General features: G+C 67.7%; 26 protein-coding genes and 2 pseudogenes. 16 read left to right on the forward strand and 12 right to left on the reverse strand.

Going from position 1 to position 25,399, the window contains the following annotated elements; translation table 11 throughout:
- The first annotated feature begins 62 nt into the window (after positions 1-62).
- Positions 63-875 carry a ParA family protein gene (locus ACWAUG_RS08620; protein ID WP_298039340.1) on the forward strand — a complete coding sequence of 271 codons (813 nt, stop codon included), beginning with the start codon at positions 63-65 and terminating at the stop codon, positions 873-875.
- Between the two features lie 67 nt (positions 876-942).
- Here the strand turns inward: ACWAUG_RS08620 and ACWAUG_RS08625 are convergent, their stop codons facing one another.
- The 3 genes from ACWAUG_RS08625 to ACWAUG_RS08635 all read right to left on the reverse strand — a co-directional run bounded on the left by ACWAUG_RS08625 (position 943) and on the right by ACWAUG_RS08635 (position 2,762).
- Complete coding sequence (locus ACWAUG_RS08625) at positions 943-1,488, reverse strand: MerR family transcriptional regulator (protein ID WP_298039311.1); 546 nt, start codon at positions 1,486-1,488, stop codon at positions 943-945.
- A 99-nt stretch (positions 1,489-1,587) separates the two neighbouring features.
- Positions 1,588-2,277, reverse strand: coding sequence for a transcriptional regulator FtsR (ftsR, locus tag ACWAUG_RS08630; protein WP_298039313.1), 690 nt, complete (start codon positions 2,275-2,277; stop codon positions 1,588-1,590).
- Positions 2,277-2,762 carry an FHA domain-containing protein gene (locus ACWAUG_RS08635; RefSeq protein WP_298039315.1) on the reverse strand — a complete coding sequence of 162 codons (486 nt, stop codon included), beginning with the start codon at positions 2,760-2,762 and terminating at the stop codon, positions 2,277-2,279. The genes ftsR and ACWAUG_RS08635 overlap by 1 nt, the downstream gene beginning before the upstream one ends.
- Positions 2,763-2,864: 102 nt before the next feature.
- Between ACWAUG_RS08635 and ACWAUG_RS08640 the strand changes: the two genes are divergently transcribed.
- The gene (locus ACWAUG_RS08640; RefSeq protein WP_298039318.1) at positions 2,865-3,512 is read left to right on the forward strand and encodes a copper resistance CopC family protein; all 648 of its coding nucleotides are present in this window, start codon (positions 2,865-2,867) and stop codon (positions 3,510-3,512) included.
- 9 nt (positions 3,513-3,521) lie between these two features.
- The gene (gene lpdA / locus ACWAUG_RS08645; protein ID WP_460802155.1) at positions 3,522-4,919 is read left to right on the forward strand and encodes a dihydrolipoyl dehydrogenase; all 1,398 of its coding nucleotides are present in this window, start codon (positions 3,522-3,524) and stop codon (positions 4,917-4,919) included.
- A 64-nt stretch (positions 4,920-4,983) separates the two neighbouring features.
- Here lpdA and ACWAUG_RS08650 read toward each other — a convergent pair whose 3' ends face one another.
- The 4 genes and pseudogenes from ACWAUG_RS08650 to ACWAUG_RS08665 all read right to left on the reverse strand — a co-directional run bounded on the left by ACWAUG_RS08650 (position 4,984) and on the right by ACWAUG_RS08665 (position 7,982).
- Positions 4,984-5,700 (reverse strand): methyltransferase domain-containing protein, encoded by a 717-nt coding sequence (locus ACWAUG_RS08650; RefSeq protein WP_460802156.1) that lies wholly within the window; start codon positions 5,698-5,700, stop codon positions 4,984-4,986.
- Positions 5,697-6,765: pseudogene (locus tag ACWAUG_RS08655) on the reverse strand (type III polyketide synthase). The gene ACWAUG_RS08650 and the pseudogene ACWAUG_RS08655 overlap by 4 nt, the downstream one beginning before the upstream one ends.
- A gap of 63 nt (positions 6,766-6,828) precedes the next feature.
- On the reverse strand, positions 6,829-7,470 hold the full coding sequence (locus ACWAUG_RS08660; RefSeq protein WP_460802157.1) for a CYTH domain-containing protein: 642 nt from the start codon (positions 7,468-7,470) through the stop codon (positions 6,829-6,831).
- Between the two features lie 35 nt (positions 7,471-7,505).
- Positions 7,506-7,982 (reverse strand): prepilin peptidase, encoded by a 477-nt coding sequence (locus ACWAUG_RS08665; RefSeq protein ID WP_298039327.1) that lies wholly within the window; start codon positions 7,980-7,982, stop codon positions 7,506-7,508.
- Positions 7,983-8,125: 143 nt separating this feature from the next.
- On the opposite strand from ACWAUG_RS08665, the gene ACWAUG_RS08670 reads away from it, so the two are divergent.
- The 8 genes from ACWAUG_RS08670 (at position 8,126) to ACWAUG_RS08705 (ending at position 19,009) form a co-directional block, all read left to right on the forward strand.
- Positions 8,126-8,881, forward strand: coding sequence for a hypothetical protein (locus ACWAUG_RS08670; RefSeq protein WP_298039330.1), 756 nt, complete (start codon positions 8,126-8,128; stop codon positions 8,879-8,881).
- Complete coding sequence (locus ACWAUG_RS08675) at positions 8,878-10,404, forward strand: DNA polymerase Y family protein (protein WP_460802158.1); 1,527 nt, start codon at positions 8,878-8,880, stop codon at positions 10,402-10,404. Before ACWAUG_RS08670 ends, ACWAUG_RS08675 begins: the two co-directional genes overlap by 4 nt.
- Positions 10,404-13,766 (forward strand): error-prone DNA polymerase, encoded by a 3,363-nt coding sequence (locus tag ACWAUG_RS08680; RefSeq protein WP_460802159.1) that lies wholly within the window; start codon positions 10,404-10,406, stop codon positions 13,764-13,766. Before ACWAUG_RS08675 ends, ACWAUG_RS08680 begins: the two co-directional genes overlap by 1 nt.
- Positions 13,767-13,954: 188 nt before the next feature.
- A complete protein-coding gene (fepB, locus tag ACWAUG_RS08685; protein ID WP_460802160.1) occupies positions 13,955-14,953 on the forward strand; it encodes a Fe2+-enterobactin ABC transporter substrate-binding protein in 999 nt (332 codons plus the stop codon).
- Positions 14,954-15,005: 52 nt separating this feature from the next.
- Positions 15,006-16,025 (forward strand): FecCD family ABC transporter permease, encoded by a 1,020-nt coding sequence (locus ACWAUG_RS08690; RefSeq protein ID WP_460802161.1) that lies wholly within the window; start codon positions 15,006-15,008, stop codon positions 16,023-16,025.
- Entirely contained in the window at positions 16,022-17,068 is a 1,047-nt protein-coding gene (locus ACWAUG_RS08695; RefSeq protein ID WP_460802162.1) for a FecCD family ABC transporter permease, read from the forward strand. The genes ACWAUG_RS08690 and ACWAUG_RS08695 overlap by 4 nt, the downstream gene beginning before the upstream one ends.
- A gap of 1 nt (position 17,069) precedes the next feature.
- The gene (locus tag ACWAUG_RS08700) at positions 17,070-17,882 is read left to right on the forward strand and encodes an ABC transporter ATP-binding protein (protein ID WP_460802163.1); all 813 of its coding nucleotides are present in this window, start codon (positions 17,070-17,072) and stop codon (positions 17,880-17,882) included.
- Positions 17,879-19,009 carry an enterochelin esterase domain-containing protein gene (locus ACWAUG_RS08705; protein ID WP_460802164.1) on the forward strand — a complete coding sequence of 377 codons (1,131 nt, stop codon included), beginning with the start codon at positions 17,879-17,881 and terminating at the stop codon, positions 19,007-19,009. The genes ACWAUG_RS08700 and ACWAUG_RS08705 overlap by 4 nt, the downstream gene beginning before the upstream one ends.
- Before the next feature lie 13 nt (positions 19,010-19,022).
- Here the strand turns inward: ACWAUG_RS08705 and ACWAUG_RS08710 are convergent, their stop codons facing one another.
- Positions 19,023-19,352 (reverse strand): cupin domain-containing protein, encoded by a 330-nt coding sequence (locus ACWAUG_RS08710; RefSeq protein WP_460802165.1) that lies wholly within the window; start codon positions 19,350-19,352, stop codon positions 19,023-19,025.
- A gap of 133 nt (positions 19,353-19,485) precedes the next feature.
- Between ACWAUG_RS08710 and ACWAUG_RS08715 the strand changes: the two genes are divergently transcribed.
- Genes ACWAUG_RS08715 through ACWAUG_RS08725 form a run of 3 tightly spaced genes read left to right on the forward strand, consistent with a single transcriptional unit; the run spans position 19,486 to position 21,311 of the window.
- Positions 19,486-20,154, forward strand: coding sequence for a DedA family protein (locus ACWAUG_RS08715; protein WP_460802166.1), 669 nt, complete (start codon positions 19,486-19,488; stop codon positions 20,152-20,154).
- Positions 20,147-20,611, forward strand: coding sequence for a DoxX family protein (locus ACWAUG_RS08720; RefSeq protein ID WP_460802167.1), 465 nt, complete (start codon positions 20,147-20,149; stop codon positions 20,609-20,611). The genes ACWAUG_RS08715 and ACWAUG_RS08720 overlap by 8 nt, the downstream gene beginning before the upstream one ends.
- A complete protein-coding gene (locus ACWAUG_RS08725; protein ID WP_460802168.1) occupies positions 20,598-21,311 on the forward strand; it encodes an NADPH-dependent F420 reductase in 714 nt (237 codons plus the stop codon). Before ACWAUG_RS08720 ends, ACWAUG_RS08725 begins: the two co-directional genes overlap by 14 nt.
- Here the strand turns inward: ACWAUG_RS08725 and ACWAUG_RS08730 are convergent.
- The 3 genes from ACWAUG_RS08730 to ACWAUG_RS08740 are packed head-to-tail and all read right to left on the reverse strand — an operon-like array spanning position 21,305 to position 22,504.
- The gene (locus ACWAUG_RS08730) at positions 21,305-21,817 is read right to left on the reverse strand and encodes a GAF domain-containing protein (protein WP_460802169.1); all 513 of its coding nucleotides are present in this window, start codon (positions 21,815-21,817) and stop codon (positions 21,305-21,307) included. The genes ACWAUG_RS08725 and ACWAUG_RS08730 overlap by 7 nt on opposite strands.
- An 11-nt stretch (positions 21,818-21,828) precedes the next feature.
- Positions 21,829-22,158: a sugar ABC transporter ATPase gene (locus ACWAUG_RS08735; RefSeq protein ID WP_460802170.1), complete on the reverse strand. Its 330-nt coding sequence runs from the start codon at positions 22,156-22,158 to the stop codon at positions 21,829-21,831.
- A gap of 49 nt (positions 22,159-22,207) precedes the next feature.
- Positions 22,208-22,504, reverse strand: a complete 297-nt coding sequence (locus tag ACWAUG_RS08740; protein ID WP_460802172.1) for a hypothetical protein — start codon at positions 22,502-22,504, stop codon at positions 22,208-22,210.
- A 95-nt stretch (positions 22,505-22,599) separates the two neighbouring features.
- Between ACWAUG_RS08740 and ACWAUG_RS08745 the strand changes: the two genes are divergently transcribed.
- On the forward strand, positions 22,600-23,643 hold the full coding sequence (locus tag ACWAUG_RS08745; protein ID WP_460802173.1) for an endonuclease/exonuclease/phosphatase family protein: 1,044 nt from the start codon (positions 22,600-22,602) through the stop codon (positions 23,641-23,643).
- Here ACWAUG_RS08745 and ACWAUG_RS08750 read toward each other — a convergent pair.
- On the reverse strand, positions 23,640-23,819 hold the full coding sequence (locus tag ACWAUG_RS08750) for a hypothetical protein (protein WP_460802174.1): 180 nt from the start codon (positions 23,817-23,819) through the stop codon (positions 23,640-23,642). The genes ACWAUG_RS08745 and ACWAUG_RS08750 overlap by 4 nt on opposite strands.
- 182 nt (positions 23,820-24,001) lie before the next feature.
- Here ACWAUG_RS08750 and ACWAUG_RS08755 point away from each other — a divergent pair.
- Positions 24,002-25,240, forward strand: a pseudogene (locus ACWAUG_RS08755) (IS3 family transposase).
- The last annotated feature ends 159 nt before the right edge of the window (positions 25,241-25,399 follow it).

Raw genomic sequence — 25,399 nt, forward strand, 5'->3', positions numbered from 1 at the left:
ATTCCGCGCACATGGGCGGGGCTGAGTGTTTTCCAAGCCTAGGGGACGGTAACGTGGTGTCCGTGCACGTACTCAGCGTCAGCTCTCTCAAGGGGGGCGTCGGCAAGACGACCGTGACTCTCGGCCTGGCCTCCGCGGCCTTCGCCCGGGGCGTCCGGACGCTCGTCGTCGACCTCGACCCGCAGTCCGATGTGTCCACGGGCATGGATATCCAGATCGCCGGCAGGCTCAACATCGCCGACGTTCTCGAGAACCCGAAGGAGAAGGTCGTCCGCCAGGCGATCACCTCCAGCGGATGGGCCAAGGTCCATCCCGGGAAGATCGATGTCCTCATCGGCAGCCCCTCGGCCATCAATTTCGATGGCCCGCACCCGAGCGTGCGCGATGTGTGGAAGCTCGAGGAGGCCCTCGCCTCGGTCGAGAACGAGTACGATCTCGTCCTCATCGACTGCGCCCCATCGCTGAACGCGCTCACCCGCACGGCATGGGCCGCGTCCGACCGCGTCATGGTCGTCACCGAGCCGGGACTGTTCTCGGTGGCGGCGGCCGACCGCGCACTGCGCGCGATCGAGGAGATCCGCCGCGGCCTCTCCCCCCGCCTGCAGCCCCTGGGAATCGTCGTGAACCGCGTTCGGCCCCAGTCGATCGAGCACCAGTTCCGCATCAAGGAGCTGCGCGACATGTTCGGACCTCTCGTCCTCAGCCCGCAGCTGCCCGAGCGCACATCTTTGCAGCAGGCGCAGGGTGCGGCGAAACCGCTCCACGTCTGGCCGGGAGATTCCGCTCAGGAACTCGCGGGAGACTTCGACCAGCTGCTCGACCGCATCATCCGCACCGGGCGCATCCCCGTGCCGGAGAACGGCCAGCCCGCCTGATCCCAACGAGAAAAGCTCTCAGCATCCGCTGAGCGCTTTTTCTGATCCTGCCGGACGGAGGGACGGCTCAGGCCGTGCGCTTGGCCCGGCGCACAGCCAGCTCGTCAGCGGGGTCGGACTCCTGCGGGTCGAACTCGACGAGAGTGGATTCCACCTCGCGGAGCACCTTGCCCACGGCGATACCGAAGACGCCCTGACCGCGGCTGACGAGATCGATGACCTCGTCATTGGAGGTGCACAGGTAGACCGATGCGCCATCGCTCATGAGCGTCGTCCCCGCGAGGTCGCGGATACCGGCGGCACGGAGCTGATCGACGGCGATGCGGATCTGCTGCAGGGAGATTCCGGTATCGAGGAGTCGCTTGACGAGCTTGAGCACGAGGATGTCGCGGAAGCCGTACATGCGCTGCGAACCGGAACCGTTGGCTCCGCGCACGGTGGGTACGACGAGCTCGGTGCGGGCCCAGTAGTCCAGCTGGCGGTAGGTGATGCCCGCGGCGCGCGCCGCGACGGCTCCGCGATAACCGACCTCGTCATCCATCGCGGGCAAGCCGTCCGTGAAGAGGAGTTCGCTCACGAACCGCGGGTCGCCTGCAAGCTCATCCGCATTCATATGAAGTCCTCTCTGGAGCGCTTACCTCCACGCTAGGGCAGAGCCCGGGCACCGGCAACGATATCCGGCACGGGGCGAAGGTGTGTCGCAATCAGTTCGTTACGAAAGCACTCGGGCGAGCGCTTCCTGCACGAAGATCGAACGCACCTCGTCGATCTTCGTGGCCAGCTCCGGAGCCATCTCACGAGATTTTCCGCGGGATGTCGCATCCGTGCGGCGCAGGATCGACGACAGGGCGGACTCGATCAACGAGACCTCGCGCTCGGCGCTCTGGCGCAGAGTGCGCAGGTGGCGAGGCTCGATGCCGTGACGGTCCAATGCGACGAGTCCGCGCAGCAGCGTTACCGTGGACTCGGGATACGTCTCGGCCGCAGCGATGATCCCCGTGCTGATCGCATCGTTCAGGATCTGCGGACCGGCACCGGCCGCGGAGAGCAGCTCGTCACGACGGTACCGCCGCGGCGCCGGGGCGATCGACGGCGGGGGCGTCAGCGCGGCGCTGGAATCGCCGTTCGCCTCCGCCTCGTCGAGCTGCTCGCGGATGACGCTCAGCGGCAGGTAATGGTCGCGCTGCAGGGTGAGTCCGAGGCGCAGGCGATCGATGTCGGATGCCGAGAACTTGCGGTAGCCCGATTCCGTCCGCGAGGGGGAAACGATTCCCTGCACCTCGAGGAATCGGAGCTTGCTGGAGGTCAGATCGGGAAACTCCGGCGTCAGCCTCGCAAGCACCTGACCGATGCTCAGAAGCCCCGCGGTCGCAGAGCGGTCGCGGGCATGGAGTGACGCCATCAGTAATTCGCCGCCGCGAGATCCACCGGTGATGCGAAGAAGTTGAGGCGGAACTTGCCGACGCGCAGCTCGAAGCCGTTCGCCAGGGCGCTGCGATCGACCCGCTCGCCGTTGACGTAGGTGCCGTTGAGGGAGCGCTGATCGACGATCTCGAAGGATTCGCCGGAACGGGTGATCTCCGCATGACGTCGCGAGACGGTGACATCGTCGAAGAAGATGTCGGCCTCGGGGTGACGACCGATCGTCGTGACATCGGTGTCGAGCAGGTAGCGCGCGCCGGCCAACGCGCCGGAGCGGACCAGCAGGAGCGCCGCACCCGCCGGAAGCGCGGCGATCGCCGACTGCTCCACGTCGGTGAGCTCGACCCCGAACGGAACGAACGAGAGATCGGAGTCGTGTCCGAACGTCTGTGTGGCGTCGTGTCGCTGCTCTCCGCTGCGGTGAATAGCCGATTCGCGTGCGGATCGGTCTTCGTTATCTGTCACGGTGGCCCTCCTCTTCCCTCAGACTATCGGATTCCCGGGCGCTCGAGCGAGGCCGCGGAGCACTCACCGCCCATGCATCGGAATTTTTCCTATGGTGGGGGCGTGCGCACTCGACTCCTGACTCCGCTGTCCCCGGCGATCGCCTTCATCGGCGTTCTTCTCGCCGCCGCCCTCCTCCTGTTCTCCGCCCCGTCTCCGGCCGCGGCGCATGATGCGCTCATCGGCTCCTCCCCCGATGCCGACTCGAGCGTCGAGACGCTGCCGGCGGAGATCTCGCTCTCCTTCAGCGCCGCACTCATCGGCGGCGAGGGCTCCACGCAGATCGTCGTGCTGGACGAGTCCGGCACGTCCGTCTCGGACGGCGAGGCGACGATCGACGGCGCGATCGTCACGCAGCAGTTGGCCTCCGAGGCATCCGCCGGCGCCTACCGGGTGCTGTGGAAGGTCGTCTCCAGCGATGGGCACCCGACTTCGGGCGAGTTCTCGTTCACGGTCGAGCAGAGCACGATCGTCGAGCCGACCGCTGAGCCTGCCGAGGAGGAAGCCACGGCCTCTCCCGAGACGCCCGCGGACGACGCGACCTCTGCGGAGGAACCGTCTGAGGCGCCCGTCGCAGAGGACGCGGCATCCCTGTCACCGCTGTGGATCGCCGTCATCATCATCGTCCTCGTCGGCATCGTCGTTCTCGTGGTGCTGCTGCGCCGACGAGGCCGCGGAAATTCCGCGTCGAACGCCCCGTCGGAGCGATAAGCTGAGAACATGCCTCATTACGACGTCGTCATCCTCGGCGCGGGCCCCGGCGGTTATGTCGCTGCGGTCCGTAGCGCGCAGCTCGGTCTCTCCACCGCGATCATCGAAGAGAAGTACTGGGGCGGTGTCTGCCTCAACGTGGGCTGCATCCCCTCCAAGGCTCTCCTGAAGAACGCCGAGCTCGCCCACACCCTCAACCACAAGGCCGACTTCTTCGGGATCTCCGGCGAGATCACGATGGACTTCGGCAAAGCGTTCGACCGCAGCCGTCAGGTCGCCGAGGGCCGGGTCAAGGGCATCCACTTCCTCATGAAGAAGAACAAGGTGACCGAGTACAACGGTCGCGGCACGTTCACCGGCCCGAAGGCCATCTCGGTCGCGAAGGCCGATGGCTCGACCGAAGAGGTCACCTTCGACAACGTCATCATCGCCACCGGCTCGAAGGTGCGCCTGCTCCCAGGCGTCGAGCTCAGCGAGAACGTCGTCACCTATGAGGAGCAGATCCTCAGCCGCGAGCTGCCCGAGTCGATCGTCATCGTCGGCGCCGGTGCCATCGGCATGGAATTCGCCTACGTCCTGACGAACTACGGCGTCAAGGTCACCATCATCGAGTTCCTCGACCGTGCGCTTCCCAATGAGGACGCCGATGTGTCGAAGGAGATCGCCAAGCAGTACAAGAACTACGGCGTCGACATCCTGACCTCCACCAAGGTCGAGACCATCGTCGACAACGGCTCGTCCGTCACCGTCACCTACACCGGCAAGGACGGCAACCGCGCCTCCATCGACGCCGGCAAGGTGCTCATGTCGGTCGGCTTCGCCCCGAACGTCGAGGGCTTCGGCCTGGAGAAGACCGGTGTCAAGCTCACCGAGCGCGGCGCGATCGACATCGACGACCACATGCGCACGAACGTCGACGGCATCTACGCGATCGGCGACGTCACCGCGAAGCTGCAGCTCGCCCACGTGGCCGAGGCGCAGGCCGTCGTGGCCGCCGAGACCATCGGCGGCGCCGAGACCCAGACGCTGGGCGACTACCGCATGATGCCGCGCGCGACGTTCTGCTCGCCCCAGGTCGCATCCTTCGGTCTCACCGAGGCACAGGCCAAGGAGACCGGACGCGAGATCAAGGTCGTCTCGTTCCCGTTCATGTCCAACGGCAAGGCGCACGGCCTCGGCGAGCCCGTCGGCTTCGTCAAGATGATCGCGGACGCCGAGCACCTCGAGCTCCTCGGCGCACACATGATCGGACCGGATGTCTCCGAGCTGCTGCCCGAGCTGACGCTGGCGCAGAAGTGGGACCTCACCGCTCTGGAGCTGGCGCGCAACGTGCACACGCACCCGACGCTGTCGGAGGCTCTGCAGGAGGGCTTCCACGGCCTCGCAGGGCACATGATCAACTTCTGACACCTGTCACCCCGAAGGCCCGGTCACGCGAATGCGCGGCCGGGCCTTCGGCGTTTCCGAAGAATCATGCGGGCTGTTCGTGTCGGAGCGCCAGACGAGCGGGGAAGGTGCGTTCAACGTGCCATCCGGGCGGGGCGACGGCAACGAGTTCGGCGGCCGTATAGGACCGCCGGAGGCTGGTCAGTCCGTCCGCGCGGATGAATGAGCCCGCGAGCACGGTGCGCGCGAACAGCGCCGTCCCGAGGTCGTAGGAGGCATAGGCGAGTCGGCTGCGTTCGATGTCGCAGTGCAGCGCGACGCCGCCGGGCGCCACGAGCCGTTCCGAGTCGTCGAGGAGCGCGGCACGATCGGTCTCGTCGAGATGATGCAGCAGGTGGTTGGAGAGCACGACGTCGAACTTCTCTCCGGCATCCGCCAGTGCGCTCGAGGAGGCGCACCGGTGATGCACCGCGTCGCCGGTATCGTTCGCGCGCGCCCAGGAGACGGCGCGCGGGTCGAGATCGAGAGCCGTGACGTCGACGGATGCTCCGTCCCGATGCGCCCAGTGGACGATCGCCCGGGCCATGTCAGCGCCGCCTGATCCGATATCGAGCACGCGGACCGGAGAGTTCCGTGCGACCCGCGGGCGGATCTCCCGGCGATAGACCCTCCGCCGACGCGAGACGACGGCGTTCACGATGGCGAAGCGCCGATAGGTGCGTTCGAGCATGTCAAGGTCGGCATCGGGGTCGTCCATGAGTTCGCGCTCGTGGATGGCACGACGGGAGAGGTCCCCGATCATGCCGGCACCGTCGGAGACACCGTCATCAGTGCGGTCTCGGCCGTCAGTCCCGGCCCGAACGCCATGGCCGTCACGCGCTCCCCCGGCTTCGCTGCGCCGTCGAGGATCTCCCGCAGCACGAAGAGGACCGTGGCGCTGGACATGTTCCCGAAGCGGCGCAGCACATCCCGCGCCGGTGCCGCGTGCGTCTCGTCCAGCCCGAGCGCCGCGGCTGTGCGGTCCACGATGCTCCGGCCGCCCGGATGGATCGCCCAGTGCGCGACGCCGTCCGCGACGCACGCGGCACCGCCGGCGAGAGCACCATCTCGAATCCGTGGTCGCCGATCGTCCAGGCCATATCGTCGCGTCCCTGAGGGATGGACGCCGTATGAAACCCGTCGAGGAGAAGCCCCGTGCTCTCATCAGGTACCGCACGCGCAGTCACGATCGCCGCTGCGGCGCCGTCGGCGAACAGCGACATCGCCACGATGGATTCCGGATCCTCCGACGACCGCAGGTGCAGCGTGCACAGCTCCGCGCAGACGACCAGCACCACGGCATCCGCGTCGGCGAGGCAGAAGTCCCGCGCGATCCGCAGAGCGGGCAGCGCCGCGTAGCATCCCATGAATCCGAGGTGCTGCCGGCGCACATCGTCCCGAAGGCCCAGTGCACGCACGATCTCGTGGTCCGGTCCCGGCGCGTAGAAGCCGGTGCACGAGACGGTGATGACGTGGGTGACATCGACGGGGTTGATCGCACTGTCGCCGTCGAGGGCGCGCCGTGCGGCCTCGACGAACAGCAGTCCTGCCTCCCACGTGTAGATCGCGTTGCGCATCCGGGTTCCCGGATCGCGCAATGTCCCGGTCTCGGAGTCCACGAAGCACGCATCCGGGACCCCGCCGGCGAGCTCGGCGAGAACCGTGTGCCGGGTTCGATTCCCGAGGATTCGAAGGACGTCGCGATGATCCGCTGCGCGAGGCGGCCCAGGCCCGGTTGGGCGGCGAAGAGGTCGCGCACCCTGCTCTGCGCAAGTGCCATCTCCGGAACGAGGGTCTGCAGGGAGCGGAGCCGGACGGGTCGTGTCATGCCGATAGGCAAGCACGACCGGATGCTCCGGGGGAAGGGGCTTGTGCCGGTGCTCGCTCCGAGTCAGACGCCCAGGGCGCGGGCCAGCTTCGAGTCGGAGCGCGCGTCCCGCCCGCCGACGGCCGCGATCGCCTCATCCACGGCGGCGAAGAAGGTTTCCCGACCGCCTTCATCGGTCGCGGCTGCGGGCCCCAGCTCCATCTCCCACTCGCGCCATTCGCGCTGGATGCCAGTGCGCAGATCCGTTGCGCGGACCCGGTCGTCGACGAACTCAGCGATGACACCGGATGCCCCGGCGAGGAAGTAGGCGGTGCGGCTGTTCTCGATGCGCGCCAGGGGCGTCAGCGGTTCGGTGGTCCAGCGCGCGATGGCCTCGGCCACAGCATCCGGCAGATCGCCTTCCTCACCCAAGGGCCAACCCAGCTCGATCCGGCCATCGCCCTCACGCGGGCCCTTGATGTGCCACCCGGCATCCGGGCCGCCCGTGCGTCGGCGAAGCGCCACACCGGCGCGCGACAGGGCGACGTCGGCGGTATCGAGATAGCGCGCGTCGAGCTCGCGCAGCTCTCCCTCGCTCACCGTGAGAACACCCGGAATCGTCTCCCAGGAGGGAAGCGGCGTCGAGACATCGACATCGTATTTGCGTTCGATCTCGAATGTGCGGATGGGCTCGTCGGATACGTCGTTCCCGGGAAGTGCTGCCATGTTCTCACCCTAATCCCGTGCCCCTCCCCGAGCCGTCATGCCGCCGCGAGGCCGATGATCGCGCCGGCGATCATCCAGGGGCCGAACGGGATGCGGGTGGTGCGATCGGCCCGCCGCATCGTCATGAGGAGAAGCGCGTAAACGGCGCCGAGGACGAACGCTGCGGCGGCTCCGATCACGAGCGCGGCCCAGCCGTTCCATCCGAGCACGAGGCCGATCAGCAGGGCGAGCTTGACGTCGCCGCCGCCTATGCCGCCCCGACTGATCGCCCGCAGGAGCAGGTAGAAGCCGCCGAGTGCGAACATCCCGAGGAGGCTCCCGAGCAGCTGTGCGGAGGATCCGCCGAACGCCGCATCGACCGCGATGAGGACGAGCGCCACGGCCGTCGCCGGCAGCACGATCCGGTTCGGCAGCCGATGCGTTCGGGCGTCGATCGCGACCAACCAGAGGCCCACCGCGGCGAGCGCGGCATGGGCGATGACGATGAGGATTTCCCGGAGGTCGAGTGGCATGCCGGAAGGGTACGAGATGCCGGGTCGCGGTGATTCTTCGCTGTGGATAACCCCTTCGATGCGCACCAGAGCGAATGTCGGATGTACGAATTAGCATCTTCATCAATGTTGCTTTATTCGTAGATATATTCGAGGATGGATGCATGGGCACCGCATTTATCGCCCCGTCGGCGCTTTCTCCCGGCAGCGCGCTCTCCCGCGCTCATGAGGTGAACCGTCTGCGCGGCGAGATCGCGCGAATGCAGCGCAGGCGCAGCGACGTGCCCTTCCATGCCCTCGATCCCGCTCTCGAGGGGCTGCTGCCGGATGCGGGCCTGCGGACGGGGTCGTCCTATTCGCTCTCCCCCTCCCCCAGCCTGCTCGGCGCTTTGCTCTCCGCACCCTCGCAACGAGGAACCTGGTGCGCCGTGATCGGCATGCCGACCCTCGGTGTCGAGTCCTTGCAGGCTCTCGGTGTCGATCTGGAGCGGGTGATCCTCGTTCCCGAGCCGGGGCCGCGCTGGTTGACGGTTGCGACGACGCTGTCCGAAGTCGTACCGCTCATCGCCGTTCATCCGCGCAGCCGTGTTTCCGATGCGGAGATCTCGCGGCTGAATGCCCGTCTGCGGGACCGCGGCTGCACCCTGCTGGTGACGGCCCGCTGGCCGCAGAGCGAGGCGACGATCACGGTCGAGAAGACCGAGTGGAGCGGCCTCGGCTCCGGCTGGGGCCTGCTCGCCGAGCGCACGGTGACGCTGCGCTCCTCGGGGCGGCGTCAGGAGTCACCCCGACGCATCCAGGTGCATCTGCCGAGTGCTCTCGGCCGGGTCGATGCCGTCCCCGAACCGGTTCGCCCTCTCGCTGCTCGCCCGCATTCGGCGGAGCTTGAGGCCGAGCGCCGCTGGGCGGCGGCCGGATGAGCGGTCCGCAGCGGCATCTCGTGCTCTGGGTACCCGACTGGCCCGTGCGCGCGGCGTTCGGGGCCGAGGCAGCGACGGAACCGGTGGCCATCGTGCAGGCGAACGTCGTCGTGGCCTGTTCGGGTGCGGCCAGGCAGCGGGGCGTGCGGCGCGGGGATCGGCGCCGGGCCGCGCAGATGAAGGCGCCGGATCTGCGGATGCTCCCGGCGGACCCGATGCGGGATGAACGACTCTTCCTCCCTCTGTTGCGGATCTTGGAGGAGCGGGTGCCGGGAATCCATCCGCTGCGTCCGGGGCTCGTGGCTCTGCGGGCACGGGGCGCGGCGCGCTATTACGGCGGCGAGCGCGAGGCCGCGATGCACCTCATCGAGGTGCTCGCAGAGAACGGGCATCCCTCGGCACGTGCCGGTGTCGCGGATGGTCTCTTCACCGCCGAGCAGGCCGCCCGTCTCGCCGATCCCATGCTCGTGGTCCCTCCCGGTGAGGCGCGCCCCTTCCTCGCACCGCTCCCCGTGGAGGCTTTGTCCGAGCCGGATGCCGCCGCGTTCTTCGAGAAGCTCGGCGTTCGGACTCTGGGAGATCTGGCAGCGCTCGATGCGCGCGCCGTCTTCGATCGCCTCGGCCAGCGCGGCGCACGGCTGCATGCTCTGGCGGGCGGTGCGGATTCGCGGGCCGGGGAGCCGCAGCCGCCCGAGCCCGATCTTGCCCGTCGGGTCGACTTCGATGCCCCGCTGACCCAGGCGGATCAGATCGCCTTCGCCGTCAGACAGACCGCCGATGCCGTCATCGCTGCTCTCGCCGAGCGCTCACAGGTGTGCACCGAGGTGCGCATCGACATGACGGATGACGATGGTTCTCTCGATTCACGCGAGTGGCTGCATCCGACGTCCTTCGATTCCGGCGATCTGGTGGATCGGGTGCGCTGGCAGTTGGAGGCGCTGGCCCCTTCCGCATCGACGGAAGTGCGTGTCGGGGCCGGGATCTGCGAGGTGCGGATCACCCCGACCCGGATCGATGACAGTGCGAACCATCAGCCGGGGCTCTTCGGGCAGGGGCCCGAGCAGCGCCTGCACCATGTCGTCTCGCGGGTGCAGGCTCTGCTCGGTCACCGGGCGGTCGTGACTCCGGTCATCGCCGGTGGGCGCCGTCTCGCAGAGCGGCAGGTGCTTCAGCCCTGGGGGGATCGTCTTCCTCGGGAGCGGGATGCGGCGCAGCCCTGGCCGGGGAGCATGCCGCACCCTCTCCCCTCGGAGATCTTCATCCCGCCTGTTCCGATTCGTGTGACGGCGGCCGATGATTCTCCCCCCGTCGTCGATGACCGCGGCGAGCTCTCCGCCGCACCGGCTCGGATCGAGGGGGCGGCGATCATGCTCTGGGCGGGACCCTGGCCGCTGCGCGAGCGGAGCTGGGATGCTCCGCGTTCCCGCAGCGCACAGCGACTGCAGATCGTCGATGAGCACCAGCGCGCCTGGTTGGTGCTCTGGGAGGACGACTCGTGGTGGGCGGAGGGGCGTTACCGCTGATGAACTGGCACAACCCCCGGATGCCCTGGTCACAGGTGGAGCAGACCCTCAGCGGGCAGGGCCGCCCCGCACCGAGCCCGGTCAGTGCTCCGCGCGCCTCGATGGTTCCCCCGACACCCCTTCCCCCACCGGATGCCGTCCCCTACGCCGAGCTGCATGCGCACTCCTCGTACTCGTTCCTCGACGGAGCCTCGGCGCCGGAGGATCTCCTCGCCGAGGCAGCCCGATTGGGGTTGCGGGCCCTCGCGCTGACCGATCATGACGGCTTCTACGGCGCGGCGCGTTTCGCCGAGGCCGCTCATCTCATGCGCACCGATGTTCAGACGGTATTCGGTGCCGAGCTCTCCCTCGGTCTTCCCGGCCCGCAGCAGGGCGTCCCCGATCCTGTCGGCGAGCATCTGCTCGTGCTCGCCGACGGCCTTGACGGATATCACCGCCTGTCCGGGGCGATCACCCGCGCTCATCTGCGCGGCGGCGAGAAGGGCCGTCCGATCTACGACATCGATGACCTTGCGGCGAGCGCGGGTGGTCAGTGGACCATCCTCACCGGGTGCCGCAAGGGTGCTGTGCGCCGCGGGCTGGAGCAGGGGGATGCCGCGGCTCCGCTACGGCGCCTGATCGACCTGTTCGGCTCGGATCGCGTCGTGGTGGAGTTGTTCGATCATGGCGACCCGCAGGATTCCCGCCGCAACGATGCCCTCGCGGATCTCGCCGCCGCGCATCGGATTCCCGTGGTCGCGACGAACAACGTGCACTATGCGGTTCCCTCTCGGGCTCCGCTGGCCGAAGCGGTCTCCGCCGTTCGTGCGGTGCGCAGCCTGGATGATCTGGATGGTTGGCTTCCTGCGCACCGCTCCGCTCATCTGCGCAGCGGGGCGGAGATGACCCGACGGTTCCAGCGGTATCCCGGCGCGATCTCCCACGGATTGCGTATCGCCGAAGCTTCCGCCTTCCCCCTGCGCCGGGCGCGCCCGGATCTGCCCACGCAGAAGGTTCCGCCCGGGCATACGCCGATGACGTGGCTGAGGAGTCTCGTGCACGACGCCGTCCCCCGCCGCTACCCGCATCTGAACGAGGCGGGTCGGGCGCGCATCGAGCGGGAGTTGGCTGTGATCGAGGAGAAGGACTTCCCCGGGTACTTCCTCATCGTGCACGGCATCGTCGCAGAGGCCCGTCGTCGGGGCATCCTGTGCCAGGGTCGCGGCTCGGCCGCGGCGAGCGCCGTCTGCTATCTCCTCGGCATCACCGCGGTGGATCCGATCCTGTACGGTCTGCCCTTCGAGCGGTTCCTCGCGAGCACCCGTGAGGAGGAGCCCGATATCGATGTCGATTTCGATTCGGGCCGCCGCGAGGAGATCATCCAGTGGGTGTATCGGGAGTACGGCCGCTCCTGCGCGGCGCAGGTCGCGAACGTGATCCAGTACCGGCCGAAGAATGCGGTGCGGGACATGGCCCGGGCGCTGGGCTACTCCCCCGGCCAGCAGGATGCCTGGTCACGACAGGTCGATGGCTGGGGGTCGGAGGTGCTTCCTGTGGAGGGGCATGACATTCCGGAGAACGTTCTGGAGTACGCCGGGGAGATGTTGAAGGCGCCCCGGCATCTCGGCATTCATTCGGGCGGCATGGTGCTGACAGCGCGTCCGGTCGGCGAGGTGGTCCCTGTGGAGCATGCGCGCATGGCGGATCGCACTGTCATCCAGTGGGACAAGGATGATGCCGCGTGGATGGGCCTTGTGAAGTTCGATCTGCTGGGGCTCGGGATGCTCGCCGCCCTGCAGAACTGCTTCGACGCGATCTCCGATTCCACGGGCGAGGAGTGGACGCTGGAGACGATCCCGAAAGAGGAGCCCGGCGTCTACGACATGCTCTGCCGGGCTGATTCGATCGGTGTCTTCCAGGTCGAGTCACGTGCGCAGATGGGTCTGTTGCCGCGCCTGCAGCCGCGCAGCTTCTACGATCTGGCGATCCAGATCGCCCTCATCCGTCCGGGTCCGATCCAGGGCGGGGCCGTGCATCCGTTCGTGCGTCGCAAGCTCGGCGCGGAGCCCGTCTCCTATCTGCACCCGGCGCTCGAGCCGGTGCTGGAGCGCACGCTCGGTGTGCCCGTCTTCCAGGAGCAGCTCATTCAGATGGCAACGACGATCGGCGATTGCACTGCGGATGAGGCCGATACGCTGCGCCGGGCGATGGGTTCCAAGCGCGGTCTGGAGCGCATCGACAGCATCCGGGAGAAGCTCTATTCCGGCATGGCCCGTCACGGGCTCTCCGCCGAGAAGTCCGATCGCATCTACGAGCAGATCCAGGCGTTCTCGAATTTCGGTTTCGCCGAATCCCACTCGCTGTCCTTCGCTCTGCTGGTCTATGCCAGCTCCTGGGTGAAGCTGCACTATCCCGCGGCTTTCCTCGCGGGGCTGCTCAACGCCCAGCCGATGGGCTTCTACTCCGCGGCGACCCTCACCGCCGATGCCCGCCGGCACGGCGTGCAGGTGCGCCGGCCCGATCTGCATCGCTCCGGTGCCGCGAATGGGCTGGAGCCTCTGGGCGAGCAGGTCGCGCCCACGGGCCGGGACGACTGTCTGGAGCCGGATCAGCCGGCGCCTGCCCCCTTCAGAGCAGGCAATCCGGATGAATCGGCATCCCACCGTCGAGACGGCGCCTTCGCCGTGCGCCTCGGGCTCGAGGGGATACGGGGAATCGGCCGCCCCACGGCCGAGCGCATCGTGGATGAGCGGGAGGAGCACGGGCTCTACCGCGATCTGAACGACCTGGTGCGCCGCACCGATATCACGGCGGCGCAGGTCGAGGCGCTCGCCGCAGCGGGCGCCGTCGAGTGCTTGGGGTTGAACCGTCGGGAGGCGATCTGGCTGTCCGGGGCCGCCGCTGAAGACCGTGCCCAGTATCTTCCGGGAACCACAGTCTCCGTGCAGCCGCCGCTGTTCACGGATCAGAGCAGCTATGAGCGCCTTGCCGCCGACCTGTCGACGACGGGGGTCTCCACCGATGATCATCCGCTGGCGCATTTCCGTCCGGCGCTACGGGATCGCGGTGTGCTCACCGCCGCGCAGTTGCGTGATCATGAGCCCGGTCGGCGCATCGAGGTGGCCGGTCTCGTGACGCACCGCCAGCGCCCGTCGACGGCCGCGGGGATCACGTTCCTGAACCTCGAGGACGAGCACGGCCTGGTCAATGTGGTCTGCTCTCCGGGTGTCTGGGCCCGCTACAGCCGCGTCGCTCGGGATTCCCCCGCGCTCGTCGTCCGCGGCATCCTCGAGCGCTCCCCCGAGGGCGTCATCAATGTCCTGGCGGACGCCTTCGAGGACCTGCGCACCGGTTTTGCGCACCGCTCCCGCGACTTCCGGTGAGTGGTGGCCTTCATCCGCGATCGACGCGCCCACCGTGACGAACTCGCATGGGAGTATTCACTTAGGTTAGGCTCACCTGGTACCACTCGCGGGTTTCGATGACGCCGCCGCGATCGTCATCGGACGACCGCGCACGCATGCACCTCACGACAGCCCTGATGCGAGTCCGCATTCCAGAAAGGCCTGTCATGTCCCACGCGATCTCGACCCGTTCCCGTCTCCTCGGCGGACTCGCCGTCCTCTCGGTCGGCGCCCTCGCCCTGTCCGGCTGCGCGGCATCCGGTGAGGCGGAGGAGAACACCTCCACCGAGAACGAGAGCGCTGCCAGCGAGTGGCCCCGCACGTTCGAGAACGCCGACGGCACGACCACGGAGATCCCGGCACAGCCGAAGAACATCGTCTCCACCTCGGTCTCGACCTCCGGAACCCTTCTCGCCTTCGATGCTCCCGTCGTGGCTTCCGGTTCGGCCGGAAACGGCCAGTTCTTCTCGCAGTGGAGCGATGTCGCCGACGAGCGCGGCGTCGAGAACCTGTGGGCAGCCGGCGAGGTCGACCTCGAGGCCGTCTACGCCTACGAGCCCGACCTGATCGTCGTCTCCTCCTCCGGCGCTGACTCGGTCGCCGACCAGGTCGCCGAGCTGCAGGAGATCGCCCCGACGATCGTCGTCGACTACGGCGGACAGAGCTGGCAGGAGCTCGCCGCCGAGCTCGGCGAGGCCACCGGCATGGAGATCGAGGCCGAGGCAGCAGTCGCCGACTTCGACACCTACGTCGCCGAAGCCGCCGACAGCATCACGGTTCCCGCCGGCGAGGCGAACATCATCTCCTTCAACGGTGCCGGTGACGACAACCCCATCGCCCGCGCCGGTGGCGCTCAGGGCCAGCTGCTGACCGCTCTGGGCTTCACGATCGAGGACCCGAACACGGAGTGGCACACGCAGGACAACACCCGTGCGGACTTCGTCTGGGCTCCGTTCGAGCGCCTGACCGAGCTCACGGGTGACACGACCTTCATCCTCAGCCAGGATGACGAGGGCGCTCAGGCCTTCGCCCAGGACCCGGTTCTCGCGAACGTCCCCTCGGTGAAGGCCGGTCAGGTCTACGGCCTCGGCAAGAACTCGTTCCGCATCGACATGTACAGCGCGACCGAGATCGTCGACGGCATCGTCGCGAACTTCGGCAAGTAATGCCACCGGCGGCGCCGGGTTCTCTCCCGGCGCCGCCTTCGCAGTTCCGCCCATGGAATCTCCCCCTCCTCTCCGTTTCGCCCGGCGCCGCCTCGGCCTCATCGCCCTCTGCGCGATCCTCGTCGTCGGCGTCTTCGCCAGCGCGTGCATCGGTACCCTCGGCATCCCGCCGCAGACGACGTGGAATGCGATATTCGCCTTCGACCCCGAGAACACCGCGCATCTGCTGGTCGTGCATCAGCGCATTCCGCGTGCGCTTCTCGGCGTGGTCGTCGGGCTCTGCCTGGGCGTCGCGGGCGCCGTGATGCAGGCTCTGACGCGCAACCCGCTCGCCGAGCCGGGCATTCTCGGCGTCAATGCCGGCGCCGCGGTCGCGATCGCCGTGGGCATCGCCTTCTTCGGCATCACGGATGCCTCCGGCTATATGTGGCTGGGCCTGATCGGCGCGGCGATCGCCGGGTTCGCGGTCTACAGCCTCGGCGGTGTGCGCACGGGCACCAACCCGGTGCGGCTCGTGCTCGCCGGCGCCGCGTTGAGCGTGGTTCTCGGCGCCCTCACCCAGCTCGTGCTCGTCAACAGCATCGACGATGTCTTCGACCGTTACCGGCACTGGATGGTCGGCTCCCTGGCCGGACGCGGTTATGAGGTGCTCGGCTCTGTCAGCATCCTGGCCGCCATCGGCCTCGTCATGGCGATGGCGCTCGCCCGCTCCCTCGACTCGGCGATGCTGGGCGAGGATCTCAGCCGGGCGCTGGGCGGCAGCCCGGGCCGGGTGTGGGCGCTGGCCGGCCTCACGGTGATCATTCTCGCGGGCGCCGCTACCGCCGGTGCGGGCCCCATCGCCTTTCTCGGTCTCGCCGCGCCCCATCTCGCCCGCCTCCTCGCGGGTGTCGACCACCGGTGGGTTCTTCCCTACTCGGGCCTGCTCGCCGCGGTGCTCATGGTTCTCGCCGACACGCTCGGTCGCGTGATTCCGCAGAACGGCGAGGTCAGCGTCGGCATCATGGTGGCTCTTCTGGGCGGCCCGTTCTTCGTCGTCCTCGTTCGCCGCCGCCGGATGGTGCAGCTATGACCCCCGCAACCGCTCGTCCCACCCGGGTCTTCCGCCGAGGTTCCTTCTCGTTGGTGCTGTCGCACCGGCTGATCACCGTCACGGCCGTGCTCCTGGCCCTCACCGCCGTGCTCGGCGTGGTCGCGATGACGATCGGCACTCTGCCTATCCCGTTCGCGAACATCGTTTCGGCCCTGTTCGGCGCACCGGAGACGGTGAGGGACGGCAAGGTCATCCAGAACATCCGCCTTCCCCGCGTTGTGGCGGCGATCTTCGCCGGAGCGGCGCTGGGTGTCTCCGGAGCCGTTTTCCAGTCGGTGTCGCGCAATGCGCTCGGCTCCCCCGACGTGATCGGGTTCACGACGGGGGCGGCGACGGGCGCCATCGTGCAGATCGTCCTGTTCCAGGCACCCGCCCTGCAGGTCGCGCTCGGAGCGGTGATCGGCGGTCTGCTGACCGCGGTGGTCGTCTACCTCCTCTCCCGCAAGGGCCGGGTCACCGGCGGCTATCGCCTCATCCTCATCGGCATCGGCGTGGGCGCTGTCCTCAGCGCGGTGAACGGTCTGCTGCTGGTCACCGGAGATCTCGACAACGCGATCGCCGCGAACCTGTGGCTGTCGGGGTCGTTGGATGCCCGTAAATGGGCGCACGCCCTGCCGGTCATGATCGGGACCGTCGTGCTCATCCCCTGCGTCGCTGCTCTGGCGCGGCGGGCGACGCTCATGGAGATGGGCGATGATCTGGCCCAGCAGCTGGGCGTGCGCGTGGAGCGCACGCGTGTTCTCCTCATGCTCCTCGCAGTCGCCCTCGCGGGTCTCGCGACCGGCGCCGCCGGCCCGATCGCGTTCATCGCGCTGGCCGCACCGCAGCTCGTGATCCGTCTGACGGCGACGCGCGGGATGCCGGTGCTGAGCGCCGCCGCGATGGGCTCGTGCCTGCTCGTGCTCGCCGATATCCTCACGCAGGTCATCCCGATCACGGCATCCATACCGATCGGCCGGATGACGGGCATTATCGGCGGCATCTACCTCATCTGGCTGCTCACCCGCTCGAAGCAGGTGTGACATGCGAAAGGACGACATGACCACGGCATCCGCTCTGCACGCGCAGGACGTCACGCTCTCTTATGATTCGCGTCTCGTGGCGGAGAATCTCGACGTCGCGATCCCGCACGGCAAGGTGACGGTCATCATCGGCCCGAACGCCTGTGGCAAGTCGACACTGCTGCGGGCGCTGTCGCGCCTGCTCGCGCCGACCGCCGGTCGTGTTCTTCTCGGCGAAGAGGATGTGCGCGCGATCGGGCCGAAGGATCTGGCGCGGCGTCTGGGTCTGCTGCCGCAGACATCGACGGCGCCCTTCGGGATCACGGTCGCCGACCTCATCGGGCGCGGACGGTTCCCTCATCAGCGGATGCTGCAGCAGTGGTCGAAGGAGGACGAGGAGGCCGTGCAGCGGGCGATGGCAGCGACGGGCGTCACGGAGCTCGCGGATCGTGCCGTGGAGGAGCTCTCCGGCGGTCAGCGCCAGCGGGTGTGGATCGCCCTGCTGCTGGCGCAGGATGCTCCGCTCATGCTCCTGGATGAGCCGACCACGTATCTCGACATCGCCCACCAGCTCGATGTCCTCGAGCTGTGCCGTCGCCTCAACCGGGAGGAGGGGCGCACGATGGTGCTCGTGCTGCATGACCTGAACCAGGCGGCGCGCTATGCGGATCACCTCGTGGTGATGAAGCATGGCACGCTCGCAGCCGCTGGGGCGCCGGAGGAGATCCTCACGGAGGAGCTGATCGAGCGGGTGTTCGGCCTGACATCGCGGATCGTCCCGGACCCGGTGTTCGGCAGCCCGATGGTCATCCCGATCGCGAGCACCTCGGCATGACGATCATCGATGACGTGCGAGCACGGCTCGTCGACGGAGACGCGGCAGCGCTCGAGGCGTTCTGGGGCGGCCTGCGTACCCCCGTGATCGAGCCGGTCGACGGCTCCACCGACGAGATGCGGGCGACCTTCTTCTGGCGGGATGCCACTGCCGATGCCGTCGTCATCACGATCAACCGCATCACCGAGAGCCTGGATGACGGGCGCATGGAGCGCATTCCCGGCACGGATGTCTGGTTCCGCTCCTTCCTGCTCGGCGCCGACTGGCGCGGCTCGTACACGGTGCTGCCTCTGGATGCGCAGGGTCTGAGCGATATCGGTGAGCGCGAGCCCCGCTGGGCGATGCGCGTCGTGCGCGAGCAGGGGCGGCTCGATCCCCGGAACCCGGTGGCGATCCGCACGCATGGCGGTCGCGCGTCGGTCGCCGAGATGCCGGGCGCGATGCCGCTGCCCCGGCCCGATCGCCCCGCGGCGGTCGGCGGGGCGACGAGCGAGCACCGCCTCGAGCACGGACGCCGCGTCTGGGTTCACCGCCCCGCGGGCGATGATGGGCGCGCGCCGCGGCCAGTCGTCATCATGCTCGACGGCGAGGTCTGGCAGGACTCGGGCGATGCGGCGAACGCCATCGATGCGCTCGCCGAGTTCGAGGGCCTGCGCACCCCGTACCTCGTGATGGTGGATGCCGAGGGGCCTCGCCGCATGACGGATCTCAGCATCGACGGCGGCATGAGCGAGGAGATCGTCGCTCAGATCCTGCCGTGGGTGCACGATCTGCTGCCGATCAGCACGGACCCCGCGGATGTGATCGTCTCGGGTGAGAGTCTGGGCGGCCTGACGGCGTTGAAGACGGCGTTCGACCACCCCGGCGTCGTCGGCTCGGCGATCGCCCAGTCCTCATCGCTGTGGCAGCACGACATGCTCGAGCGTACGGCGAGCGCTGCTCCGGTGCGGCTCTTCCTCACGGCGGGCAGCCATGAGGACCGTCTGGTCGGCGAGAACCGTGCACTCGTCGCCCAACTGGCGGGTTCCGCGCACGAGCACCGCTACATCGAGTACAACGGCGGGCACGACATGGCCTGGTGGCGGGGCCTGTGGGCCGAGGGCGTGCGGCACCTGCTGCAGCGCTGATGCGCTCTTCCCGTCAGCCGATCAGGGTGAGCACGAGGCGCGAGGGCTCCTGAGCGCGCACGGCGTGCGGTACCCCGCCGTCGGCGCGGACGAGCGCACCGGCTGCCAGGTCGTGGCTTGCTCCTCCGATGTCGAACTGAACGCGTCCGCCGACGACGTGGATCAGCACGGGCACCCCGGCGACGTGCTCTTCGAGGACGGCTCCGGCGTCGAGGGCGATCGTGCGAACACGCAGGCCCGGCTCGTCGTGCACCTTGCCGACGGCGAGTCCGCCCGTGCGTCCCGGGTAGCGCTCATCGAGGTCGGCGAGGCCGGTGCTGAGCACGTCGAATGCGTTGGTCATTGCTTCTCCTGGCGGGTCGAGCCGATGCGGACGATTCTCTTGTCCATGGTGATGATGCCCTCATCCTGCCCTCTTATCCCCAGCCGCCCATTTCTGCGAGGTTCCCCAGGTGCGCTCCCCTACGCTGAAAGTCATGGATTCCGGCGCTGAGAACCTCAATGCGATCGCCCAGTGGGCGGTCACCCTCATGGAGACCCTCGGCGGCCTCGGCGCCGGTGTCGCGATCGCCCTGGAGAACCTCTTCCCGCCGCTGCCGAGTGAGATCATCCTGCCGCTGGCAGGCTTCACCGCTGCGCAGGGAAGCCTGGGTCTGATCGAGGTTCTGATCTGGACCACGATCGGCTCGGTCGTGGGCGCGCTCGCCCTCTACGGCCTCGGCGCCTGGCTCGGTCGGCGCCGCATGTACGCGATCGCCGACAAGCTGCCCCTCATCAAGCTCGAAGACGTCGAGCGCACCGAGGCCTGGTTCGACCGGCACGGTTCTAAGGCCGTTTTCTTCGGCCGCATGATTCCGATCTTCCGCAGTCTCATCTCGATCCCCGCCGGCATCGAGCGGATGCCGCTCGTGCGCTTCCTGCTGCTGACCACCGCGGGCAGCGCGATCTGGAACACGATATTCGTGCTCGCCGGTTTCTTCCTCGGAGCCAACTGGCACATCGTCGAGGACTATGCGGGCATCTTCCAGAAGATCGTCATCGTCGTCGTGGCTGTCGCCGCGATCATCTGGATCACGCTCCGCATTCGCCAGGTGCGTCGCAACCGTGCGGCCACGGCGACCGAACCGCTCGTCTCCGATGACTGAACACAGTTCTGGGCCGCTGAGCCGACTCTTCGAGAAGAAGCCCTCCGCCGGCATCGCACGCACCATCGTGCGCGTCGTCCTCGGCGTGATGATCCTGGGCGCGGGCATCGGCCACCTGACGGTGGCGCGTGAGGAGTTCCAGGCGCAGGTGCCGCCGTGGCTGCCGTTGGATGTCGACTTCGTGGTTCTGGCATCCGGCGTGGTGGAGATCCTGCTCGGCCTCGCCCTCGTCTTCCTCGGCCGCTACCGGGTGGTCGTAGGCCTCGTCGCGGCGCTCTTCTTCATCGCCGTGTTCCCCGGCAACATCGCGCAGTGGCTCGAGGGACGCGAAGGGTTCGGCCTCGACACGGATGCCGCCCGCTTCGCTCGTCTGTTCTTCCAGCCGGTGCTCGTGCTCGTCGTGCTGTGGGCGACCGGTGCGTGGCGCGATCGGCCGTGGCGACGTGAGCGTCGCTGACACGGGCGCCGAGCAGTCCCCGATCCGCACGCTGGGGATCCTCGGCGCGGGACGCCTCGGAGGTGTGATCGCGCAGCTCGCGGCATCCGCCGGTCTGCGCGTTCTGATCTCGGCGTCCGGCGATCCGCGCCTGATCGCCGGCCGTGCGGCATCGCTGGGCGCGGAGGCCGCGCCGCGAGAATCGGTGATCGCCGAATCGGATGCTGTGCTGCTCGCCCTCCCCCTCGCGAAGTTCCGGATGCTTCCCCGAGAATCGTTCCGCGGCAGACTCGTGATCGATGCGATGAATTACTGGTGGGCGTCCGACGGCATCCGCGACGAGTTCTCCGACCCGCGCACATCCACGAGTGAGCTCGTGCAGCAGCATTTCCTCGGCGCACGTGTCGTGAAGGCGCTCAGCCACATGGGTTATCACGACATGGCGGACGATGCGCGGCCCGCCGGCGCCGCAGACCGCAAGGCCATCGCGCTCGCCGGTGACGCAGCATCCGACATCGCTCTCGTCTCCTCCCTCATCGATGCCCTCGGATTCGACCCCGTGCATGCCGGCCCCCTCGCGGCCGGCATCGCCCTCGAACCCGGAGCCGAAGCGTTCGGCGCCGATGTCGACGCCGAACAGCTTCGCGAGATGGTCGACGGCTTCTGGGATTCTCAGCGCGGGATCATCGTGGCGCGGGCACGCGCCGAGTCAGCTCACTGACTCGGCGCGGGGTTCGCGTGTGCGCCCTGCACCTCACCCAGACCCCAGATTCTCTCTGATTCGTCCTCCACAGCGGGGCGGCGGATTCTCTGCCAATTCCGCCCGCCGCGCGCGAAGGTCTCGTGCACGGCAGCGGGCACCTCCGCCGGCGGGATCGGCAGATCGCTCCAGCGCGTCGGACGAACATGCACGAGGTCGACCCGCACGGCTTCGAGCGCGGGGTCGTATCGCCACGGGCCGGTCAGCCGTCCGAGCCACATCATGCCGTGCACGTCTTTCGTCCAGACGAATGCTCCGGCCGGTACGTGGGCGAATCGTTCGAGCCGACGGGATGCGCGCTCGCCATGGATGCGGTCCACGGCGACAAGCGCTTCCTCGATCGTGTCCGGGTTCTCCGGAATCCGTCCGCCCATGCCGCACAGGCCGATCCGGAGCGCCCGTTCGACGGCCGCAGCGGCATCGATGCTGTCATCCCGCGAGCGCATGGGCGCTCGATAAACGGTCATGTCGCCCGCAGTTAGAGGTCTTCCGGCGCGAGGTCGCCCTCGCCGCCCTCGCCGAGCTCGGCGACGGCAGGGTCCTCGCCCTGCGTTTCCGGCTGCGCCGTGGAACTCGGGAGGTCTTCGTCGGGGATCTGATCGTCGGGCTCGGGAATCTCCGCCGGATCGCGTCCCGTCGCGGTCGCGCCGTCGGGGTCTTCACCACGATCGAGCGCCTCTGTGCGCTCCCATTCGGCCTGCGCGGGGTCAGCCGAGGGATCGGCGTTCGTAGTGGCGTCCCGGTCGCGCAGCGGCTGGGGGAGCACGTCCTCATCGCGGTCGGGAATGGCGTCTGATGTCGAGCTCATGGCTTCCTCCTCGTCCACGGGGTGCCGGTCACCACCGTTCGACCAGTCTTCAGAACGCGGATGCCGCAGCGAAGGGGGTTGACGGTGAAGAAGTTGGCTGTTTCGTCTGTGCGGTGCCGGACAGCCGATCTTCACTGCGCGAGCCGGATTCGGGTTTGATGTTCAGGGTGCCAAGAGATGCGCCGGCAAGGTCTTCATCCAACGGTTGCGGCGGCTGCTGCGTAGCGACGTCAATTGAAACTCCCTCGTCGATCTCGGCGTGGCGCACCGACTTCTGCAAGGTCAGCAGATGGACACCCAAGTCTTTGTCGATCCGCTCGATCGTCGCTCTGGGCTCGTGGCTCATGGCTCATCGCGCTTGGCGTTGGGCTCTGGTCCGTTGTGACTTGGGCGCTGGTTCTTGCGCCGGGTGGCGCGACCTGCGCTCCGTAGACTGTGACGGTGATAGCAAGCCCGCCCAACGGGGTAAAGAATCGAAGCTCGGCAGCATCAAAAACGGGCATTGTTGCCGTGCTCTTGGCAGCAGCGCTGCTGGTGCTGCTGCTGAGCTGGCCGCAGGCGCTGGGCGCTCAGCGCGTCCTTGGTATTGCACAGCTGATCTCATTCAGGACACCGCTGGCGATTGGCCTAGCCGTATTTGCACTGCTGGCAGGTGCCACAGCCCTACTCAGGCGTAGGCACAGACCTGTAGTTGCCTGGGGTCTCGCACTCATCCTGGCTGCAGGCGCAATCACCAACGGCGCAGTGCTCCTGACGCGCGGACTCGGCAGTGAAGCTCTGCCTGAGGGCGACCTCGTCGTAATGGCGTGGAATACGCAGGGCGGTGCCACAAGTCCCGCTGACATTGCCAAGGTCGCACTCGAGGTGGGAGCCGATGTCGTGAGCCTGCCGGAGACGGACGAGAGGGCCGCTACCGAGGTCGCGCGCCTGTTGGCCCTGTCCGGTGTCAAGATGACGCCCGAGACGGTGCGGTCGGGCAACGGGAACGACAGGATGCCGACCTCTGTCCTGATCGCTGACCGTCTCGGCGAGTACGAACTGGACGATGCAACAGGCTCTACGCCGGGTCTCCCTAGTGGGGTTTGGCAGAAGATCACGGGTGATGGACCGGCGACTATCGTGGCGGCCCATACGATGCCGCCGCTTCCCACCAGGATGGCGGTCTGGGAAGCCGGGTTGGAGTGGATTGCCGAAGTTTGCACTGCAGAAGACATCATCGTCGCAGGCGACTTGAATGCCACCGTCGACCACATGGCTGGCCTGGGTGCCGCTGGCCACCTGATCGGACAGTGCAACGACGCTGCGTTGGAATCTGGCAGCGGTGCAGGTGGCACATGGCCGTCGGATATGCCGTCCTGGATCTCGTCGCCGATCGACCACGTACTTGTCGGCGCAACGTGGAATGCAGAAGGCACACGCGTAATGGATGCGCTGGAAGGCAGCGACCACAGGTCTGTGGTGGCGGTGCTGAGTCGCTCCGATTAGAGAGGTGCTCGCAGCGCGTGCTGAACGGCGTGAGGGTATTCGTCGAAGCCGACGAGCTGAGCTGTCTGGGCAACGTCCGCTAGCACCAGCAGGTTCGGGAACCGCTCCAGCGCCAGCTCGTAGCGCTGCTGGGAAATGAGCACAGCTCGAAGCAGGCGCTGAGTCTCAGTAGACATGCGGTTTGGGTCGATCGCCGCGAGCTCAGCGTCGCGTACGTGCATCTTCTTGGCCTGGATCCGCGCAGAGCGGCGACCAGGGTTCGCGCGTTGGGCTTCGGTGGGCGCGACGTACTCGGCCAGACGGTCGAAGTTGAATCGGCCTGACTTTCGTTCCGTTCTTCAAGCAAGGATGGAAGACGATGAACAGGAAGTATTCACAGGAGATGCGTGAGCGTGCGTTGCGGATGCTCGCGGAGACGCGGCCGTCGCACCCGACGATGATGAGCGCCGTGCGCCATGTGGCTGGGCTGCTGGGGATGAGTCCGGAGACGTTGCGACTGTGGCAGCGCCGGGCCGAGGTCGACGCCGGTATCAAGCCCGGGCTGACGACGGACGCGGCGGCAGAAATCAAGCGGCTGCAGAAGGAGAACGCCGAACTGCGCAAGGCGAACGAGATCCTCAAGGCTGCGAGCGTGTTTTTCGCGAAGGAGCTCGACCGCCCCTGACCGAGATGGTCCGGTTCATCGATGAACACAGGGATCATTTCGCCGGTCGTGCTCATCTGCCGGGTCCTCAAACCGGCAGTCCAGGGCTTCCTCACCGCGCGCGGCTACCGCGCCGCCGTCGGCCGTGCGCCGTCAGCGAGGCAGCTGCGCGACGACCTGCTGGTGCCGGAGGTCGCCAGGTTGCATGCGGAGAACTACGGCGTCTACGGACGCCGGAAGATGCACGCACTCATGCGGCGGCAAGGGTGGGAGATCGGTCGCGATCAGACCGAACGGCTCATGCGGCTCGCCGGGGTGGAGGGTGTGAAGCGGTCCAAGCGGGTGTTCACGACGAAGTCCGACCCGGCAGCGGAGAAGCCGAAGGATCTCGTGCAACGCCGGTTCACTGCCACCGGCCCGCGCCGCCTCTGGGTCGCTGACGTGACCTACGTCGCAACATGGTCCGGGTTCGCGTATGTCGCGTTCGTCACCGATGTCTATTCGCGTCGCATCGTGGGCTGGAACGTCGCAGCCACACTCAAGTCCGACATCCTGCCACTACGGGCGCTCGATATGGCCGCCTGGGACGCCGGCGGACGCCTCGACGGTCTGGTTCATCACGCCGATCACGGATCGAACTACCTCGCCGTGGTCTACACCGATCGGATCGAGGAACTCGGAGCGAAACTCTCCACCGGGACCGTCGGCGACTCGTTCGACAACGCCCTCGCCGAGGCGGTCAACGGTCTCTACAAGACCGAACTGATCCGTCAGCGCGGCCCCTGGCGAACCGTCGAGCAGGTCGAGCTAGCAACCCTCGAGTACGTGTGGTGGTGGAACAACCAGCGCCTCCACGGCGAGCTCGACATGCGCACCCCGATCGAGGTCGAACGGGCGTACTACGCTGACCTAGAGTCAGCCCAGCCGGCACTTGCCGGACAAACAATCCGATAGGAACGAAAGTCAGGCCGATTCAGGCTGCCGTTGGCGATCGTGATCACCGGCGGGCAACGCAACGACGGGGCGATGTTCGAACTGAAGCGCCCTGGGTCTGATGGAGACTCGCGCTATTTGATTCCCACCAGCTGATCGTGGTCGGCTTGGACAGCATAG

This window comes from Microbacterium sp. GXF6406, assembly GCF_054798215.1.

Excerpts from the sequence above, each read along its gene's own strand:
- ACWAUG_RS08625 (WP_298039311.1), bottom strand. The coding sequence starts at position 1,488 with ATGAATGCGGATGAGCTTGCAGGCGACCCGCGGTTCGTGAGCGAACTC.
- ftsR (WP_298039313.1), bottom strand. The coding sequence starts at position 2,277 with ATGGCGTCACTCCATGCCCGCGACCGCTCTGCGACCGCGGGGCTTCTG.
- lpdA (WP_460802155.1), top strand. The coding sequence starts at position 3,522 with ATGCCTCATTACGACGTCGTCATCCTCGGCGCGGGCCCCGGCGGTTAT.
- ACWAUG_RS08650 (WP_460802156.1), bottom strand. The coding sequence starts at position 5,700 with ATGATCGGGGACCTCTCCCGTCGTGCCATCCACGAGCGCGAACTCATG.
- ACWAUG_RS08660 (WP_460802157.1), bottom strand. The coding sequence starts at position 7,470 with ATGGCAGCACTTCCCGGGAACGACGTATCCGACGAGCCCATCCGCACA.
- ACWAUG_RS08665 (WP_298039327.1), bottom strand. The coding sequence starts at position 7,982 with ATGCCACTCGACCTCCGGGAAATCCTCATCGTCATCGCCCATGCCGCG.
- ACWAUG_RS08670 (WP_298039330.1), top strand. The coding sequence starts at position 8,126 with ATGGGCACCGCATTTATCGCCCCGTCGGCGCTTTCTCCCGGCAGCGCG.
- ACWAUG_RS08675 (WP_460802158.1), top strand. The coding sequence starts at position 8,878 with ATGAGCGGTCCGCAGCGGCATCTCGTGCTCTGGGTACCCGACTGGCCC.
- ACWAUG_RS08680 (WP_460802159.1), top strand. The coding sequence starts at position 10,404 with ATGAACTGGCACAACCCCCGGATGCCCTGGTCACAGGTGGAGCAGACC.
- fepB (WP_460802160.1), top strand. The coding sequence starts at position 13,955 with ATGTCCCACGCGATCTCGACCCGTTCCCGTCTCCTCGGCGGACTCGCC.
- ACWAUG_RS08690 (WP_460802161.1), top strand. The coding sequence starts at position 15,006 with ATGGAATCTCCCCCTCCTCTCCGTTTCGCCCGGCGCCGCCTCGGCCTC.
- ACWAUG_RS08695 (WP_460802162.1), top strand. The coding sequence starts at position 16,022 with ATGACCCCCGCAACCGCTCGTCCCACCCGGGTCTTCCGCCGAGGTTCC.
- ACWAUG_RS08700 (WP_460802163.1), top strand. The coding sequence starts at position 17,070 with ATGCGAAAGGACGACATGACCACGGCATCCGCTCTGCACGCGCAGGAC.
- ACWAUG_RS08705 (WP_460802164.1), top strand. The coding sequence starts at position 17,879 with ATGACGATCATCGATGACGTGCGAGCACGGCTCGTCGACGGAGACGCG.
- ACWAUG_RS08710 (WP_460802165.1), bottom strand. The coding sequence starts at position 19,352 with ATGACCAACGCATTCGACGTGCTCAGCACCGGCCTCGCCGACCTCGAT.
- ACWAUG_RS08715 (WP_460802166.1), top strand. The coding sequence starts at position 19,486 with ATGGATTCCGGCGCTGAGAACCTCAATGCGATCGCCCAGTGGGCGGTC.
- ACWAUG_RS08720 (WP_460802167.1), top strand. The coding sequence starts at position 20,147 with ATGACTGAACACAGTTCTGGGCCGCTGAGCCGACTCTTCGAGAAGAAG.
- ACWAUG_RS08730 (WP_460802169.1), bottom strand. The coding sequence starts at position 21,817 with ATGACCGTTTATCGAGCGCCCATGCGCTCGCGGGATGACAGCATCGAT.
- ACWAUG_RS08735 (WP_460802170.1), bottom strand. The coding sequence starts at position 22,158 with ATGAGCTCGACATCAGACGCCATTCCCGACCGCGATGAGGACGTGCTC.
- ACWAUG_RS08740 (WP_460802172.1), bottom strand. The coding sequence starts at position 22,504 with ATGAGCCACGAGCCCAGAGCGACGATCGAGCGGATCGACAAAGACTTG.
- ACWAUG_RS08750 (WP_460802174.1), bottom strand. The coding sequence starts at position 23,819 with ATGTCTACTGAGACTCAGCGCCTGCTTCGAGCTGTGCTCATTTCCCAG.